The organism is Streptomyces sp. NPDC004838 (assembly GCF_053600955.1).
Genome location: NZ_JBSGAW010000033.1, coordinates 63,168 through 78,028, shown reverse-complemented (window position 1 = coordinate 78,028; position 14,861 = coordinate 63,168). Strand labels below are relative to the sequence as shown.

Below are 14,861 nucleotides of genomic sequence, written 5' to 3'. Positions count from 1 at the left end.
TGCGGATCCAGGGGGTCTACTGATCCAGGGGGTCTGCAGATTCAAGGGGTCTGCGGATCCAGGGGTTCAGCGGGTCAGTCGGCTGCCGGGCTGCGGGCTGCCGGTCCCCCGTCCGCGGTCCGCCGCTCAGCGGGTCAGGACGAGCCGGATGTGCTCCAGTACGCGGGCGATCGCCGGGTCACCGCCGCCGGACTGTGCCTGCGCGGGGTCAGCGATCATGAGGAGCAGAAGGACGAAGGCGAGGACCGGCAGTGCCAGCGCCCACCAGGGAAGCCGGCTGTCGACGCCGCCCTTGGCGGGGGAAGGGGTGGGCGTGTGGGCCGACATGGCCGCCTCCTCGGGCTGAGTACTGAGCCCCGATCCGGGGGTTTGCGGTCGATTGCCTCAAACCTACGGATCACGCGCTCCCGGGCCCATCCGGTGAGCCACCCACTTGCCCCTGACCCTGGCCCCCTAGGGGATGGTGGTGCTGGCACCACCATCCCGGGGATGGCCAACGGCCCTGTCAGGGTGAGGCGATGGTCGCGATGATCCCCACCACCACGAAGAAGGCGATCATCGTCCCGAAGACGAGGAGGAGCTTCTTCTGACCGTTCTGCGGATTCGGGTCGAGCACTGGCATGGCCTCAGTCTCGCATCCCGGTCTCGTCCTCGATCGTCCGGTCCCTCCCTGCCAGCGCCCCGAACACCATCTGCGGTACGAGGAGCCCCGCCATCAGCGCGATCGGCACGCTCCAGCCGCCGCTGTGCTGGTAGAGGAAGCCCACCAGCAGCGGGCCGGGAATGGAGAGCAGATAGCCGACGGACTGGGAGAACGCGGAGAGCCGTACGACACCGGAGGCCGTGCTCGACCGCATCCCGATCATGGTCAGCGCGAGCGGGAAGGCGCAGTTCGAGACGCCGAGCAGCAGCGCCCAGGCCCAGGCTCCGGCGGCCGGCGCGAAGAACAGGCCCGCGTAGCCGGTCAGCCCGGACAGTCCGAGGACGACGACGATGGGCCCCTGGTTCCTGAACCGGGTGGCGAGCCGGGGGATGACGAAGGCGAGCGGGACGCCCATGACCATGGTCACGGCGAGCAGCACCCCCGCGGTGCCCGCCGGCACACCCGCGTCCCGGAAGATCTGGGGCATCCAGCCCAAGGTGATGTAGGCGCCGGTGGACTGGAGCCCGAAGAAGACCGCGAGCGCCCAGGCCGTCGGGCTGCGCACGATCCCGGGGGCGGGAGCATTCCGTACCGCTTGGGGCTCCACCGCCGCGTCGGGCTTCTCCGCCGCGTCGGGCTTGACCGCGCTCCGGCGTGCCTCCGGCTCCGCCGCGCCCCGGCGGGCGCGCGCCAGAACGGTCCAGGGCACCACGGCGACAGCGGCGAGGAGCCCCCAGACCGCGAGACCGGTCTGCCAGCCGCCCCCCATCGCATGGGTCATGGGGACGGTCGCCGCGGCGGCGGCCGAGGTGCCGATCGCCAGGGCCATGGAGTAGAGCCCGGTCATCGTGCCGACGCGCCCGGGGAAGTACCGCTTGACGATCACCGGCATCAGGATGTTGCTGACGGCGATGCCCATGAGCGCGAGCGCGCTGGCCACGAGGAATCCGACCGTGCCTCCGGCGAAGGGCCTGATCAGCAGCCCGACGGCGATCGCGGCCATGCCCGCGCAGACGACCGCGGCGGGCCCGAAGCGGCGGGCGAGGCGCGGAGCCGCGATTCCGAAGATCGCGAAGGTGAGCACCGGTACGGACGTGAGGAGTCCGGCGACCGTGCCGCTCATCTGGAGCCCGGCCCGCGCCTCTTCGAGGAGTGCGCCGAGGCTGGCGATGGCGGGGCGGAGGTTGAGCGCGGCCAGCACGAGGGCCGCCATGGCGATCCGGGTGAACCAGACCGTGTTCCGTGAGGACCGGAGAGGCTGGGACGCCACGGACGGGCGATCGGTGGGCCGGGGGTTCGGACGCCGCTTCAGGCGCTGGTCCCGGATCCCGGGCCGGCTCCGGGTCTGGGTCTGGGTCTGGGTCTCGTCAGACATGGAGCCATCATAGAATCATGGGATGATTGATTGTCCAATCACGAACCAGTCACTATCGGCGCACCCGGTACGACCATGGAACGGGCCATACTGATCCACCACGGGCACAGCCGCGGACACGGCCGGGGCCACGGGCTATAGGAGCTGCACGAATGTCGCTGACATCGCCACGGCGGTCGGGGCTCACCGACCAGGTGATCGCCCAGCTGCGCAACCAGATCACGTCCGGTGAGTGGCCGGTCGGCTCACGGATCCCCACCGAGCCGGCGCTCGTCGAACAGCTGGGTGTGGCGCGCAACACCGTCCGGGAGGCGGTCCGCGCCCTCGCGCACAACGGCCTGCTGGACATCCGGCAGGGCTCGGGGACCTATGTCGTGGCGACCAGTGAGCTGGCGGGCGTGATGCACCGCAGGTTCGCCGAGGCCAGCCCCCAGCACATCGCCGAGGTGCGCTCCACGCTGGAGTCCTCGGCCGCCCGGCTGGCGGCCGAGCGGCGCACGGACCGCGACCTGAGACAGATCGAGACGCTGCTCGGCCGCCGTGACGCGGCGTGGGAGGCGGGGGACGCGGAAGGGTTCGCCGCCGCCGACATGACCTTCCATCTGGCGGTGGTGAGCGCCGCGCACAACGAGGTGCTCCGTGAGCTGTACGCGGACCTGGGCGATCTGCTGCGCCACGAGATGATCGACGGGCTGCGTCCCGCACAGCACCTGGACCACGCCCGGCTGGTCGAGGCGATCCGCGCGGGCGACGGGGACACCGCGGCCTCGGAGGCCGCCGGCTACGCGTTCATCTGCCTGCGCCGTGCGTCAGGGGCCGCTGGCTGACCCAGACCGCGCGGATCTCCTTCCAGCAGCGGCCGGTCAGCTCCAGATACTGGGCCGGGCCGACCTCGGCGGGCGCGGAGTCCTGATCTATGTCCCACCAGCGTTCGCACTCGACATGCATCTGGACCCGGTCGGTCACCGGGTAGGCGTTGTGGCAGTACGCGGTCGCCCGCGAGCCCTCGATCTGAATGCGGCAGTCGGCCTCGTACACGGGCGGCTGCTCGCCGGGACCGTACTCGCCGCTCGTGGTCCGTTCACTCGCGGCCCGTTCGGCCGCACTCGACTTCCCGCCCGCGTCCGAACGGGAGCCGCCTATCGCGCCGTACACGACCCCGGTCGTCGCCCACAGCAGCATCGCCACCGTGGCGAGTGCGGGGGCGGACCTCAGGATCGTACGCACAGGCGGGACCTCCTCGGCCGTACCGGCGGCACGTCGGCCGCGGCTGCACCACAAGGGGGATTGCGTCTCCACCCTCACCCGTCCGGCAGCGCACCGCGCGCCTTGGGGGCCGAATGGGCGACGCCCCGCCGCCGCGCCGAGCGCGGGGACGGAGCGTGGTTCCGCTGCGGTCACGGCTGCCGTACGACCGGGTTCCGCCGCCGGAACGGATCCTCGGCGGACGCGGGGCGAGCACGTGGGTGCCGCGTGGCGGTACGCGTGCGGGCTCGGTGTCCGGTACGTCCGGGGGGCACCCGGCACGCTCACCCGCCCGCCACTCTCCGCGCGCCGCCCATGCGGGCACGTCCATCGCAGACGAACCGAACCGGAACCGAGCCCGGGGCCCTGGCCTGTCCCGGCGAACCCGACGACCCGCGCACCGCGCACCGCGCACCGCGCACCGCGCACCGGCGCAACGCTGCCCTCGACCGATCGCCGAAGGCAGCACGAACCCGGGGCCAGGCCCCGCAGCGTGCCGGGGGCCCGCGCCGGGCCCGGACAGCCGGACCGACGCGGGCCCCCGAAGCCCGCCGCAGGCGACTACGCGCCCATCATGTGGACCCCGCCGTCCACGTGAACCACCTCACCCGTCGTACGAGGGAAGAAGTCCGACAGCAGGCCGACGACGCCACGGCCGGCCGGGTCCGGGTCGGCGAGGTCCCAGCCGATGGGAGCGCGGTGGTTCCACACGTCCGCCAGGTCCTCGAAGCCGGGGATGGACTTGGCGGCCATCGACTTGAGCGGGCCCGCCGAGACCAGGTTGCAGCGGATGCCCTTCGGGCCGAGATCCCGCGCGAGATAGCGGTTGGTGGACTCCAGGGCCGCCTTGGCCACGCCCATCCAGTCGTACTTCGGCCAGGCGATGGTGGCGTCGAAGGTGAGGCCGACGATCGACCCGCCGCGCTGCTCCATCAGCGGCAGACAGGCCATGGCCAGCGACTTGTAGGAGTACGCGGAGACCTGGACCGCCGTCGAGACGTCTTCCCAGCCCGCCTCCAGGAAGTTGAACGCGCCCTGCGGGCCGAAGGCGATCGAATGCACGATGCCGTCGAGCCCGGAGTCGTCGCTGGAGTGCTCGCGAATCCGGTCCGCGAGTGCGTCCATGTGCTCCTGGTTGGTGACGTCCAGTTCGATGACGGGTGCGGTCTTGGGCAGCCGCTTCGAGATGCGCTCGACGAGGGAGAGCCGGCCGAAGCCGGTCAGGATGACCTCCGCGCCCTCCTCCTGCGCCACCTTGGCCGCGTGGAAGGCGATGGAGGAATCGGTGAGGACTCCCGTGACGAGAATGCGCTTGCCGGCGAGGATTCCGCTCATATCGGTCAGTGACCCATGCCCAATCCGCCGTCAACGGGAATGACGGCTCCAGTGATGTACGAGGCGTCGTCGGAGGCGAGGAAGCGCACGGCGGCGGCGACCTCCTCCGGCAGCGCGTAACGGCCGAGCGGCACCTGGGCGACGATGCCCGCGCGCTGCTCGTCGCTGAGCGCCTGGGTCATGTCCGTGTCGACAAAGCCGGGCGCGACGACGTTGAAGGTGATGTTCCGGGAGCCGAGCTCCCTGGCGAGCGAACGGGCGAAGCCCACCAGAGCGGACTTGGAGGCGGCGTAGTTGGCCTGCCCCGCCGAACCGAGCAGCCCCACGACGGAGGAGATCAGCACGACGCGGCCCTTCTTGGCGCGCAGCATCGCCCGGTTGGCCCGCTTGACGACCCGGAAGGTGCCGGTGAGGTTGGTGTCGAGTACGGAGACGAAGTCCTCCTCCGACATCCGCATCAGCAACTGGTCCTTGGTGATGCCCGCGTTGGCGACCAGCACCTCCACCGGACCGTGCTTCTCCTCGATCTCTTTGTACGCCTGCTCCACCTGCTCGGTGTCGGTGATGTCGCACCTGACGGCGAGGCAGCCCAGTTGCGTCAGGGCCTCGGGCGGCTCGCCGGAGCGGTATGTGATCGCGACCTTGTCGCCCGCGTCGGCGAACGCGCGGGCGATGGCGAGGCCGATGCCCCGGTTTCCTCCGGTGACGAGAACCGAGCGGCTCAACGGATCACCCTTTCGATTGCGGACTTTCGAATGCGGACTGGTATCCCCCATTACCCCCGAAACTATCGGTCCCGCGACGCTCCCGGAGAATCGGGCCCTGACAGCGCCTCTCGCGCGTCGCTGTCGGGTCCCTACAGAAAGCCGCCGTGCAACGGCACTGTAAGCCGCTGGGCAACGAACCCTCCGGCGCGACATGATCGGGACGACCGGTTCAGCGAACCGAGGCGGCCGGTCTCAACGACAGGAGACATTCGTGCCTCATTCCATCGACGCGGCGTTCCTGGCGCTGCCGCTGAGGGCGCTCGCCGACGCGGCGCTCGCCCGGGCGCGGGCACTCGGCGCCGACCACGCCGACTTCCGTTTCGAGCGCGTGCGCAGCGCGGCCTGGCGTCTGCGGGACGCCAAGCCGGCCGCTTCGTCGGACACCACGGATCTCGGGTACGCGGTACGGGTCGTGCACGGCGGGGCGTGGGGCTTCGCCTCCGGGGTCGATCTGACCATGGACGCGGCGGCCAGGGTCGCGGGCCAGGCGGTCGCGATGGCGCGGCTGTCGGCGGAGGTGATCGCGGCGGCGGGTCCCTCCGGGGGGCCCGGCGAACTCGGAGGCCGGGTGGAGCTGGCCGACGAGCCGGTGCACACCGACAGGACGTGGATCTCGTCGTACGAGATCAACCCGTTCGATGTGGCCGACGACGAGAAGACGGCGCTGCTGGCCGGATGGAGCAGCCGGCTGCTCGCGGCGGACGGCGTCGCGCATGTGGACGCCTCGCTGCTCACCGTGCAGGAGAACAAGTTCTACGCGGACACGGCGGGCACCGTGACCACCCAGCAGCGGGTGCGGCTGCATCCTCAGCTCACGGCGGTCGCCGTGGACGAGACGACCGGCGAGTTCGACTCGATGCGGACGATCGCGCCGCCGGTCGGCCGCGGCTGGGAGTATCTGACCGGCACCGGCTGGGACTGGGACACCGAGCTGGAGCGGATCCCCGAGCTGCTGGCGGAGAAGATGCGCGCCCCGAGCGTCGAGGCGGGGCGGTACGACCTGGTCGTCGACCCCTCGAACCTCTGGCTCACCATCCACGAGTCCGTCGGGCACGCCACCGAGCTGGACCGGGCGCTGGGCTACGAGGCCGCGTACGCGGGGACCTCCTTCGCCACCTTCGACAAGCTGGGGAAGCTGGAGTACGGGTCGTCGGTGATGAATGTGACCGGCGACCGCACCGCCGAACACGGCCTCGCGACGATCGGCTACGACGACGAGGGCGTGCAGGCCCAGTCCTGGGACCTGGTCAGAAACGGCACGCTGGTGGGCTACCAGCTGGACCGGCGGATCGCGAAGCTGACGGGTCTGGGCCGCTCCAACGGCTGCGCCTACGCGGACTCCCCCGGCCATGTGCCGGTGCAGCGCATGGCGAACGTCTCCCTCCAGCCCGCGGTGGGCGGCCTGTCGACGGAGGATCTGATCGGCGGGGTCGAGCGCGGGATCTATGTCGTCGGCGACCGCTCGTGGTCGATCGACATGCAGCGGTACAACTTCCAGTTCACCGGACAGCGGTTCTTCCGGATCGAGAACGGCCGGCTGGCGGGTCAGCTGCGGGATGTGGCGTACCAGGCGACGACGACGGACTTCTGGGGCTCGCTGGAGCAGGTGGGCGGCCCGCAGACCTATGTGCTGGGCGGCGCGTTCAACTGCGGCAAGGCGCAGCCCGGCCAGGTCGCCGCCGTCTCCCACGGCTGCCCGTCGGCCCTGTTCCGCGGCGTCAACATCCTGAACACGACGCAGGAGGCCGGCCGATGACGGGCCACCACCACGCGGGCAGGGGGTCCGGGGGCCGCGCGGACACGATGAGCGGTCACGCCGGAGCGGGTCACCGCGGAGCGGATCACCACAGAGCGGGTCAGCACAGCACCGAGCAGGAGGCCGGCCGATGAGCCGTGACAGCAAGCCGTACGAGATCGTCGAGCGCGCCCTCGAACTCTCCACTGCGGACGACTGCGTCGTCATCGCCGACGAGCACTCCTCCGCCAATCTCCGCTGGGCCGCCAACGCCCTCACCACCAACGGTGTCACCCGGGGCCGTACGCTCACCGTCATCGCGACCGTGAACGGCGCCGAGGGGACGGCGTCCGGGGTGGTGTCCCGGTCCGCCGTGACCGCCGAGGACCTGGAGCCGCTGGTGCGGGCGGCGGAGGCGGCGGCCCGTACGTCCGAGCCCGCCGAGGACGCTCAGCCGCTGGTGGCGGGGCGCGAGGCGTCCGGAGGCTTCAGGGACTCGCCCGCCGAGACGTCGCCGGCCGTCTTCGCGGACTTCGCGCCCGCGCTGGGCGAGTCGTTCGCCCGTGCCCGCGCGGGCGGGCGGGAGCTGTACGGCTTCGCCAACCATGAGCTGTCCTCCACCTTCCTGGGCACCTCGACGGGGCTGCGGCTACGGCATGACCAGCCCAACGGGACGCTGGAGCTGAACGCCAAGTCTCCGGACCGCTCGCGGTCCGCCTGGGCAGGGCGGGCCACGCGGGACTTCAAGGACGTGGACCCGGCCACGCTCGACGCGGAGCTGGCACAGCGGCTCGGCTGGGCCGAGCGGCGGGTCGAGCTGCCCGCCGGGCGGTACGAGACGCTGCTGCCGCCCACCGCGGTGGCGGATCTGCTGATCTACCAGCTGTGGTCGTCGACGGCGCGGGACGCGGCGGAGGGCCGTACGGTCTTCTCCAAGCCCGGCGGCGGGACGAGGGTGGGCGAGACGCTCTCCCCGCTGCCGCTGAACCTGCGCAGCGACCCTGACGAGCCGGGTCTGGAGTCGTCGCCGTTCGTGATCGCGCACGCCTCCGGCGACGACGCCTCCGTCTTCGACAACGGGCTGCCGCTGGCGGCGACGGACTGGGTGCGCGGCGGAAAGCTGGCGCATCTGGTGACCACCCGGCACAGTGCGGGTCTCACCGGGCTGCCGGTCGCGCCCGGCGCCGGAAATCTGATCCTGGACGGCGGCGGCGACCGCTCGCTGGACGAGATGGTCCGGGCGACCGCGCGCGGGCTGCTGCTGACCTGCCTCTGGTACATCCGTGAGGTCGACCCGGCGACGCTGCTGCTCACCGGGCTGACCAGGGACGGGGTGTATCTCGTGGAGAACGGCGAGGTGGTCGGCGAGGTGAACAATTTCCGGTTCAACGAGTCGCCCGTCGATCTGCTCTCCCGGGCGACCGAGGCGGGCCGTACGGAGAAGACGCTGCCGCGCGAGTGGGGCGACTGGTTCACCAGGGCGGCGATGCCCGCGCTCCGGGTGCCCGATTTCAATATGAGCTCGGTCAGCCAGGGCGTATAACCTCAAAGGAGCCGGAAGGCGAACCGGGAGGCAGGCCGGGAGGCGCTGCCCTCGCCGGCAGCGCCCATGGCGCCGGTAGCACCCACAGCACCGGGAACACCTACAGCCGAGGAGACGCGAGAGACGTGACGGATATCGTCGACGAGTTGCAGTGGCGCGGGCTGATCGCCCTTTCCACTGACGAGGACGCATTGCGGAAGGCGTTCGCGGACGGTCCCGTCACGTTCTATTGCGGTTTCGACCCGACCGCGCCGAGCCTGCATCTCGGCAATCTGGTCCAGATCCTCACCATGCGCCGGATTCAGCAGGCGGGAAACCTCCCGCTGGGGCTGGTGGGCGGGGCGACGGGCCTGATCGGCGACCCGAAGCCGAACTCGGAGCGCACGCTGAACGCGCCCGAGACCGTCGCGGAGTGGGTGGGCCGGCTGCGCGGGCAGATCGAGCGGTTCCTCGACTTCGAGGGGCCGTACGCCGCGACCATGGTCAACAACCTGGACTGGACTCAGGGGCTGTCGGCGATCGACTTCCTGCGGGATGTCGGCAAGTACTTCCGGGTCAACAAGATGATCGCGAAGGAGGCGGTCGCGCGGCGGCTGAACTCGGACGCGGGCATCAGCTACACCGAGTTCAGCTACCAGATCCTGCAGGGTATGGACTACCTGGAGCTGTACCGCCGCCACGGCTGTGTCCTGCAGACCGGCGGCAGCGACCAGTGGGGCAACCTCACCGCGGGCACCGATCTGATCCACCGGGTCGCTCCGGAAGCGCAGGTGCACGCCCTGGCCACGCCGCTGATCACCAAGGCCGACGGCACCAAGTTCGGCAAGACGGAGTCGGGCACGGTCTGGCTGGACGCCGAGCGGACCTCTCCGTACGCCTTCTACCAGTTCTGGCTGAACGCCGACGACCGGGATGTCTCCAAGTTCCTGCGGATCTTCAGCTTCGCGTCCCGTGAGGAGATCGTGGAGCTGGAGCGGCTGACCGAGGAGCGCCCCCAGATGCGGGCCGCCCAGCGGGCGCTGGCGGAGGAGCTGACGACGCTGGTGCACGGCGCCGACGAGTGCGCGGCGGCGGTGCACGCCTCCAAGGCGCTGTTCGGGCAGGCGGAGCTGAGCGAGCTGGACGAGCCGACGCTGCGGGCGGCCCTGTCCGAGCTGCCGCGGATCCAGGTCGCCGAGCCGGCTCCGGTGGTGGATCTCTTCGCCGAGGTCGGTCTGGTGGCCAGCAAGTCGGCGGCCCGCCGTACCGTGCAGGAGGGCGGGGCCTACGTGAACAATGTGAAGGTCACGGCCCAGGACACGGTTCCGGCCCGCGACGAGCTGCTGCACGGGCGGTGGCTGGTGCTGCGCCGGGGCAAGAAGAACCTGGCCGCGGTGGAGATCGGCTGACCCGCGGCTCGTGCGCGGTACGGCCCGCGGCCGGACGGACGAGGTGTCCGTCCGGCCGCGGCCGTCTTCCGTGCCGGTGTACCCCGGCCTTCCCCGTGCCGGTGTACCCCGGCCTTCCCCGTGCCGGAGCCGGGCCCCGGTGGGTCAGGCTCTCTGTTTTCTGCCCCGCATGGCCGTCCAGGCCCGGTCGCCCAGGAAGACGAGGATGATCGCGGCGACGATCTGGAACAGGTGACGGCTCCAGTCGATGCCCGCCGTCTCCCTGACCCCCAGGCCCGCGGCGATCCAGTTGCCGATCGCGGCGCCGCCGATGCCGCAGACGGTCGCCAGCCACAAGGGGAGATGCTGTTTGCCCGGCAGGATCGCCTTGGCGATCAAACCCAGCACGAATCCCACGATGATCGCCCACAACCAGCCCATGGTCGCCTCCTTGAAAGGCCCTGCGCGAGCAGTTACGCCGTCATTCTGGGCTTATCCGCCATACGGCGCATGTCGGGCGGCGCCATACGCGGTACGGCGGAGGCCCGGTACTCGGCCGGAGGCCGACCCCCTCTCCTGGGCGGCGCAGGTGCGGCGTACCGTGGAACCCGGCCGGGACCGGGGAGCGTCCCGCACACATCGGGTGGTGGAACGTCATGCGGAAGCAAGCCGGCGCGGAGGTCTTCCGGATCACGGGAGCCCGGCAGGGGCTGGCCGACGATGTGCGCAGCCGGCAGCGCCGCTATGTCATCTCGATGTCGGTGCGGACCGTGTCCGTGGTGCTCGCCGCGGTGCTGTGGAATGTGGAACGCCATGTGGCGATCGTGGCCGTGGTGCTCGGCATGCTCCTCCCCTACGTCGCCGTCGTCATCGCCAACGCGGGCCGGGAGCGGCCTCCTTCGCTTCCGTCGACTTTCGTTCCGATGCCGTCCCGGCCCATGATCGCGCCGATTCCGGCGACTTCGGCAGCGTCCGCGGCGCCGGCGACGGAATCCGAGGCGGAAGGCGCGGCCTTCGACGGAGACGGTCATGGTCGGGACCGGGGCGGATTCAGCGGCGTTCGCTAGCTCAAGAAAAGCTCAGATCAATCATGAAGTTCCGGTGCACCACACCCCGGTACCCGTGACATACTTCGTACGCGCTCCGCATCCCCCGTCGGAGCGACGGACCGACGCCGGGCAGCTCCCCCCGTGGCTGCTCGGCGTCGCCTTTGAGGGCGATGATCCTCTGTGGACAATGATCCGGTGAGTACTGACCCGGTGAACGACGAGAACCCGATCTGTTCGGCCAAGGGCTGCCGTGCCGCCGCGGTGTGGGTGCTGGCCTGGAACAATCCGAAGCTGCACACCCCCGAGCGCCGTAAGACCTGGGCCGCGTGCGACGAGCACCGCGCGCATCTGTCCAACTTCCTTGACATACGCGGTTTTCTGAAGGAGGTCGTGACGCCGGCGGAGTGGAACGCCCGCGGTGACCGGCCTTCACCGGATGCCCCGGACTCGGCGGGCCCACAGGGTTCATAGGATCCGCAGGGTTCATAGGATCCGCAGGGTCCGCAGGACTCCCCGAGGCCCTGGCGGGACTCGCGGGAGGGCTGCCGGGCGAGGGCCGCCGGGCCGCTCAGCCTCCGATCGATGACATCGGGCGCTGCGGCTGGAGGAAGGCCGGATCGTCCAGCCCCGAGCCCGCCTTCTTGCCGAGCGTCGCCCGCTTCCACAGACGGGCGATCTCCTCGTCGGTCGCGCCCGAGCGCAGCGCGTCCCGCAGGTCCGTCTCCTCGCGGGCGAACAGGCAGGTGCGGATCTGGCCGTCGGCGGTGAGGCGGGTGCGGTCGCAGGCGGCGCAGAAGGGACGGGTGACCGAGGCGATCACTCCGACCCGGTGCGGCCCGCCGTCCACGATCCAGCGTTCGGCGGGTGCGGAGCCCCGCTCGCCCTCGTCCTCGGCCGTGAGGGTGAAGCGCGTACGCAGCGATGTGAGGATGTCACCCGCGGTGATCATCCCGTCGCGCTTCCAGCCGTGCTGGGCGTCGAGCGGCATCTGTTCGATGAAGCGCAGCTCATAGCCGTGGTCGACGGCCCAGGCGAGCAGTTCGGGGGCCTCGTCGTCGTTGAGGCCGGGCATCAGGACCGTATTCACCTTGACGGGGGTGAGTCCTGCTTCCCGAGCGGCCCGGAGGCCGTCCAGGACGTCGTGGTGGCGGTCGCGGCGGGTGAGGGCCTTGAACGCCTCGGGCCGCAGGGTGTCGAGGGAGACGTTGACCCGGTCGAGGCCGGCGGCCTTCAGGGCCGCCGCCGTGCGTCCGAGGCCGATGCCATTGGTGGTCAGCGATATTCGGGGGCGTGGCAGGAGCGCGGCGGTTCGCTCCACAATGCCGACGAGGCCGGGCCGCAGCAGCGGCTCGCCTCCGGTGAAGCGGACGTCGGTGACACCGAGGCCGGTGACGGCGACGCGGATCAGCCGGACCGTCTCGTCGTCGGTGAGCAGATCCGGCTTGGCAAGCCACTGGAGGCCCTCTTCGGGCATGCAGTACGTACACCGCAGATTGCAGCGGTCGGTCAGCGAGACACGCAGGTCGGTGGCGACCCGGCCATAGGTGTCGACGAGCACTGAGCCCCTCCCCATCGCTTCGGATCCGGTTCGATCCAGTGGCCGAGGCCATGGGTCGATCTGCGTCGAGCCTACGCCAGTGATCGGGAAGAAGCGGAGCCCTATGTGAACGGGAACGCCGCGGCCCTGTCGTCGAACCGGCGGCCCTGTCGTGGGGGGCTCTACGACAGGGCCGCGCGCGTATCCGGCTGCCGGCCCGGTGTCAGTGGGCTCCGGTCCCGGTCAGGGACTTGACCTCCAGTTCCGCGTACTTGCCCTGGTCTGGCTCTTCCTTGGTCAGTACGGAGCCGAGCCAGCCGAGGAGGAAGCCGAGGGGGATGGAGACGATGCCCGGGTTCTCCAGCGGGAACCAGTAGAAGTCCGCGTTCTTGAACATCGAGGTGGGTTTCCCGGAGACGACCGGTGAGAAGAGCACCAGCACCACGGAGGAGATCAGGCCGCCGTAGATGGACCACAGCGCGCCCTGGGTGGTGAATCTCTTCCAGAAGAGGCTGTAGAGGATCGTGGGCAGATTCGCGGACGCGGCGACCGCGAAGGCGAGGGCGACCAGACCGGCGACGTTGAGGTCGCGGGCGAGCGCGCCGAGCGCGATGGAGACGACGCCGATGGCGACGGTCGCCCAGCGGGCCGCGCGGACCTCCTCCTTCTCGGTGGCCTGGCCCCTGCGGATGACGTTGGCGTAGATGTCGTGGGCGAAGGACGAGGACGAGGCGAGGGTGAGGCCCGCGACGACGGCGAGGATGGTGGCGAAGGCGACCGCGGAGATCACCGCCAGCAGGATCGCGCCGCCCGCGGAGTCGACGCCGCCGATATGCAGGGCCAGCAGGGGTGCCGCGGTGTTGCCGGCCTTGTTGGAGGCGGTGATGTCGGCCTGTCCCACGATCGCCGCCGCGCCGAAGCCGAGGGCGATGGTCATGAGGTAGAACGCGCCGATGATGCCGATGGCCCAGATGACGGACTTACGGGCGGCCTGGGCCGTGGGGACGGTGTAGAAGCGGATCAGGATGTGGGGCAGTCCCGCGGTGCCGAGGACGAGCGCGATGCCGAGGGAGATGAAGTCGAGCTTGGACGTCCCGGTCGCGCCGTACTTCAGTCCCGGCTCCAGGAACGCGGCTCCCTTGCCGCTCTGGTCGGCGGCGGTGCCGAGCAGGTCGGAGATGTTGAAGTTGAACTTCAGCAGCACCAGGAAGGTGATCAGCAGTGTTCCGGCGATCAGCAGGACGGCCTTGACCATCTGGACCCAGGTGGTGCCCTTCATGCCCCCGATGGTGACGTAGAGGATCATCAGGACGCCGACGAGCGCGACGATCAGGACCTTGCCGCTGTCGCTGGTGATGCCGAGCAGCAGGGAGACCAGCACACCGGCCCCCGCCATCTGGGCGAGCAGATAGAAGATGGAGACGACGATGGTGGAGGTGCCGGCGGCGGTACGGACGGGGCGCTGGCGCATCCGGTAGGCGAGGACGTCGCCCATGGTGAACCGGCCGGAGTTGCGCAGCGGCTCCGCGACCAGCAGCAGGGCGACCAGCCAGGCCACCAGGAAGCCGATGGAGTAGAGGAAGCCGTCGTAGCCGAAGAGGGCGATGGCGCCGGCGATGCCGAGGAACGAGGCGGCGGACATGTAGTCGCCGGAGATGGCCAGGCCGTTCTGGAATCCGGTGAACTGGCGTCCGCCCGCGTAGAAGTCGGCGGCGCTCTTGGTCTGCCGTCCCGCCCAGACGGTGATGAAGAGGGTCGCCACGACGAAGGCGGCGAAGAGGGTGATGATGAGCGGCCGGTGCTCGGTGGTGACGCTCTCGGCGGCCAGGTCCGAGGTGGCGAGGCCGCCGGCGGCCAGCTGGAGGGTGCCGCTCATGCCTCTGCCTCCATACGGGACTTGATGGCCTCGGCCCTGGGGTCGAGCTTCCGGGCCGCGTGGCGCGAGTAGAACCAGGCGATCAGGAAGGTGGTGGCGAACTGGGCGAGGCCGAAGACGAGGGCGACGTTGATGTTGCCGAAGACCTTGGCGCCCATCAGGCCGCCCGCGTAGTTGGAGAGCAGCACATAGAGCAGGTACCAGGCGATGAAGGCGATGGTGAGGGGGAACGCGAAGGAGCGGTAGGCACGGCGCAGTTCGCCGAACTCCGCGCTCTCCTGCACCTCGATGAACTGCTCGGTCGTTGGCTGGGCCGGGCCGGTCGCCGTATCGGGCGGAGGCGGGGGCGGGGGTGCGTCGGTAGCCACGGAATCTCCTCGTGACGCGGG

The 14,861-nt window shown here is 70.4% G+C and carries 16 protein-coding genes; 6 read left to right on the top strand and 10 right to left on the bottom strand.

Features of this window, described 5'->3' with window-relative positions:
- Window positions 1-126: 126 nt before the first annotated feature.
- The 3 genes from ACWEFL_RS30385 to ACWEFL_RS30375 form a co-directional block, all read right to left on the bottom strand.
- The gene (locus ACWEFL_RS30385) at window positions 127-327 is read right to left on the bottom strand and encodes a hypothetical protein (protein ID WP_451718634.1); all 201 of its coding nucleotides are present in this window, start codon (window positions 325-327) and stop codon (window positions 127-129) included.
- Window positions 328-505: 178 nt separating this feature from the next.
- Entirely contained in the window at window positions 506-622 is a 117-nt protein-coding gene (locus tag ACWEFL_RS30380; RefSeq protein ID WP_399250290.1) for an SGM_5486 family transporter-associated protein, read from the bottom strand.
- Window positions 623-626: 4 nt separating this feature from the next.
- Complete coding sequence (locus tag ACWEFL_RS30375) at window positions 627-1,856, bottom strand: CynX/NimT family MFS transporter (RefSeq protein ID WP_451718698.1); 1,230 nt, start codon at window positions 1,854-1,856, stop codon at window positions 627-629.
- A 314-nt stretch (window positions 1,857-2,170) separates the two neighbouring features.
- On the opposite strand from ACWEFL_RS30375, the gene ACWEFL_RS30370 reads away from it, so the two are divergent.
- The gene (locus tag ACWEFL_RS30370; protein ID WP_451718632.1) at window positions 2,171-2,845 is read left to right on the top strand and encodes a FadR/GntR family transcriptional regulator; all 675 of its coding nucleotides are present in this window, start codon (window positions 2,171-2,173) and stop codon (window positions 2,843-2,845) included.
- Here ACWEFL_RS30370 and ACWEFL_RS30365 read toward each other — a convergent pair.
- From ACWEFL_RS30365 to fabG, 3 genes are all read right to left on the bottom strand, one after another.
- On the bottom strand, window positions 2,808-3,245 hold the full coding sequence (locus ACWEFL_RS30365) for a hypothetical protein (RefSeq protein WP_451718629.1): 438 nt from the start codon (window positions 3,243-3,245) through the stop codon (window positions 2,808-2,810). The two genes, ACWEFL_RS30370 and ACWEFL_RS30365, sit on opposite strands and share 38 nt — an antisense overlap.
- A 579-nt stretch (window positions 3,246-3,824) precedes the next feature.
- Window positions 3,825-4,598, bottom strand: a complete 774-nt coding sequence (gene fabI, locus ACWEFL_RS30360; protein WP_451718627.1) for an enoyl-ACP reductase FabI — start codon at window positions 4,596-4,598, stop codon at window positions 3,825-3,827.
- Window positions 4,599-4,603: 5 nt separating this feature from the next.
- Window positions 4,604-5,323 carry a 3-oxoacyl-[acyl-carrier-protein] reductase gene (fabG, locus tag ACWEFL_RS30355; RefSeq protein WP_451718625.1) on the bottom strand — a complete coding sequence of 240 codons (720 nt, stop codon included), beginning with the start codon at window positions 5,321-5,323 and terminating at the stop codon, window positions 4,604-4,606.
- 253 nt (window positions 5,324-5,576) lie between these two features.
- Here fabG and ACWEFL_RS30350 point away from each other — a divergent pair, with 253 nt between their 5' ends.
- The 3 genes from ACWEFL_RS30350 to tyrS all read left to right on the top strand — a co-directional run bounded on the left by ACWEFL_RS30350 (window position 5,577) and on the right by tyrS (window position 10,031).
- Window positions 5,577-7,121: a TldD/PmbA family protein gene (locus tag ACWEFL_RS30350; RefSeq protein ID WP_451718622.1), complete on the top strand. Its 1,545-nt coding sequence runs from the start codon at window positions 5,577-5,579 to the stop codon at window positions 7,119-7,121.
- A gap of 130 nt (window positions 7,122-7,251) precedes the next feature.
- Entirely contained in the window at window positions 7,252-8,643 is a 1,392-nt protein-coding gene (locus tag ACWEFL_RS30345; RefSeq protein WP_451718620.1) for a metallopeptidase TldD-related protein, read from the top strand.
- 125 nt (window positions 8,644-8,768) lie between these two features.
- On the top strand, window positions 8,769-10,031 hold the full coding sequence (tyrS, locus tag ACWEFL_RS30340; RefSeq protein WP_451718618.1) for a tyrosine--tRNA ligase: 1,263 nt from the start codon (window positions 8,769-8,771) through the stop codon (window positions 10,029-10,031).
- 144 nt (window positions 10,032-10,175) lie between these two features.
- On the opposite strand, the gene ACWEFL_RS30335 is transcribed toward tyrS, so the two are convergent.
- Window positions 10,176-10,451: a GlsB/YeaQ/YmgE family stress response membrane protein gene (locus tag ACWEFL_RS30335; protein ID WP_451718615.1), complete on the bottom strand. Its 276-nt coding sequence runs from the start codon at window positions 10,449-10,451 to the stop codon at window positions 10,176-10,178.
- 215 nt (window positions 10,452-10,666) lie between these two features.
- Here ACWEFL_RS30335 and ACWEFL_RS30330 point away from each other — a divergent pair, with 215 nt between their 5' ends.
- Together ACWEFL_RS30330 and ACWEFL_RS30325 are read left to right on the top strand one after the other, a co-directional pair.
- Window positions 10,667-11,077, top strand: coding sequence for a DUF3099 domain-containing protein (locus ACWEFL_RS30330; RefSeq protein WP_451718612.1), 411 nt, complete (start codon window positions 10,667-10,669; stop codon window positions 11,075-11,077).
- A 177-nt stretch (window positions 11,078-11,254) separates the two neighbouring features.
- On the top strand, window positions 11,255-11,530 hold the full coding sequence (locus ACWEFL_RS30325) for a hypothetical protein (protein WP_451718610.1): 276 nt from the start codon (window positions 11,255-11,257) through the stop codon (window positions 11,528-11,530).
- A 97-nt stretch (window positions 11,531-11,627) separates the two neighbouring features.
- Here the strand turns inward: ACWEFL_RS30325 and moaA are convergent, their stop codons facing one another.
- The 3 genes from moaA to ACWEFL_RS30310 all read right to left on the bottom strand — a co-directional run bounded on the left by moaA (window position 11,628) and on the right by ACWEFL_RS30310 (window position 14,840).
- Window positions 11,628-12,617, bottom strand: coding sequence for a GTP 3',8-cyclase MoaA (gene moaA, locus ACWEFL_RS30320; protein ID WP_451718696.1), 990 nt, complete (start codon window positions 12,615-12,617; stop codon window positions 11,628-11,630).
- 202 nt (window positions 12,618-12,819) lie between these two features.
- Window positions 12,820-14,472 (bottom strand): solute symporter family protein, encoded by a 1,653-nt coding sequence (locus tag ACWEFL_RS30315; protein WP_451718608.1) that lies wholly within the window; start codon window positions 14,470-14,472, stop codon window positions 12,820-12,822.
- Window positions 14,469-14,840, bottom strand: coding sequence for a DUF485 domain-containing protein (locus ACWEFL_RS30310; RefSeq protein WP_451718606.1), 372 nt, complete (start codon window positions 14,838-14,840; stop codon window positions 14,469-14,471). Before ACWEFL_RS30310 ends, ACWEFL_RS30315 begins: the two co-directional genes overlap by 4 nt.
- Window positions 14,841-14,861: the final 21 nt, after the last annotated feature.